Here is a 1,855-nt window from a genome sequence, read left to right on the forward strand (position 1 = left end):
GTATCTGGTTGTTTGGGTCTGTGGTCTCGTTCATGAAGTTCTCCCGACAAAATGTCGAAGCGGGCGCCGGTTCAGAACCGGAGGTGACTTTTAGACAATGCGCGGCAGCCGTTCCCATTGATGGAATGGCGGCGGCGACGGCAGCAGCCATTCGAGCGTGGTCGCACCTTCGCCCCATGGATTGGCGCCAGCTTGACGCTTGCGGGCGAAGGCCTCCGCGACCGCGATGAAGAAGACGATAAGTCCGGCCGTAGAAATGTAGGAACCGATCGACGACACGAAATTCCAGCCGGCGAAAGCGTCGGGGTAGTCGGCATAACGTCGAGGCATGCCAGCCATGCCGAGAAAATGCTGCGGGAAGAAGACGAGGTTGACGCCGACGAACATCAGCCAGAAATGCAACTTGCCGAGCGTTTCGTTGTACATGTAACCAGTCATCTTCGGGAACCAGTAGTAGAAGCCGGCGAAGATGGCGAAGACCGCGCCCAATGACAGCACATAGTGGAAGTGGGCGATCACAAAGTAAGTGTCGTGATAGACGCGGTCGATACCGGGGTTGGCAACCATGATGCCAGTGACACCACCGATGGTGAAGAGCAGGACGAAGCCGAGAGCCCAGAGCATGGGGGTCTTGAACTCGATTGATCCTCCCCACATGGTAGCCAGCCACGAAAACACTTTCACCCCAGTTGGAACGGCGATGACCATCGAGGCGAAGGCGAAGTAGCGCTGGGTGTCCAGGGACAGGCCCGTGGTATACATATGGTGTGCCCAGACAACAAAGCCGATCGCACCGATTGCCACCATCGCATAGGCCATCCCGATGTAGCCGAAGATCGCCTTCTTGGCGAAGGTCGAGATGACATGGCTGATGATGCCGAAACCAGGCAGGATCATGATGTAGACTTCGGGATGACCGAAGAACCAGAACAGATGCTGGTATAGGATCGGATCACCGCCGCTGGACGGTGCGAAGAAAGTCGTCCCGAAATTGCGATCAGTCAAAAGCATGGTGACGGCACCGGCGAGCACCGGCAGCGACATGAGAAGCATGAACGCGGTGACCAGCATCGACCAGGCGAACAGAGGCATCTTGTGCATCGTCATGCCCGGTGCGCGCATGTTGAAGATGGTGGTGATGAAGTTGATCGCGCCGAGAATAGAGGAGGCGCCCGAAAGGTGGATCGACAGGATGACCAGGTCGACGGCGGGACCCGGCTGGCCGTCCGTCGAATAGGGCGGATAGAGCGTCCAGCCGCCGCCGTGACCGAGCGTGCCGGGTGCTCCCGGAACGAACATTGAGGTGATGAAGAGGATAAACGACATCACCAGAAGCCAGAACGAGATATTGTTCAAGCGCGGAAAGGCCATGTCGGGCGCGCCGATCATGATCGGCACCATCCAGTTACCGAAGCCACCGATCAGCGCCGGCATGAGGACGAAAAAGATCATGACCAGCCCATGGGAACTGACGACGACGTTGTAGACACCCGGATAGCCAAATATCTGCAGGCCCGGTTCCTGCAACTCCATGCGGATCAACACGGAAAGCGCGGTACCGAAGACGCCTGCCATGATCGAGAACAGCAGGTAAAGCGTCCCGATATCCTTGTGGTTGGTCGAAAACAGCCACCTGACGAGAAACCGGGGCTTGTGATCATCCAAGGTTGTGGCGGGATTGGACATGACGTGCTTCCTGCTTTCACTGCTGGCTGGCAAGACGGCCTCAACAATGGACGGCATCTGCGATCCGCCGTCACAAAAGGATTAGCCTCGCCTGCGCTCATTCATTCATCCGTGACGATCACATCCATCGGAATGTCATGTGGCTGCGGATAGATGGTCTGGGTTTTGC

1 protein-coding gene is annotated in these 1,855 nt (G+C 57.3%); it reads right to left on the reverse strand.

Going from position 1 to position 1,855, the window contains the following annotated elements; all coding sequences use genetic code 11:
* Positions 1 to 90 precede the first annotated feature (90 nt).
* Positions 91 to 1,686 (reverse strand): cytochrome c oxidase subunit I, encoded by a 1,596-nt coding sequence (gene ctaD, locus EN991_RS34570; protein WP_127370408.1) that lies wholly within the window; start codon positions 1,684 to 1,686, stop codon positions 91 to 93.
* Positions 1,687 to 1,855: the final 169 nt, after the last annotated feature.

Origin of the sequence: Mesorhizobium sp. M7A.F.Ca.US.005.03.2.1 (assembly GCF_003997795.1) — a bacterium.
GTDB classification, from domain to species: Bacteria; Pseudomonadota; Alphaproteobacteria; order Rhizobiales; family Rhizobiaceae; genus Mesorhizobium; species Mesorhizobium ciceri.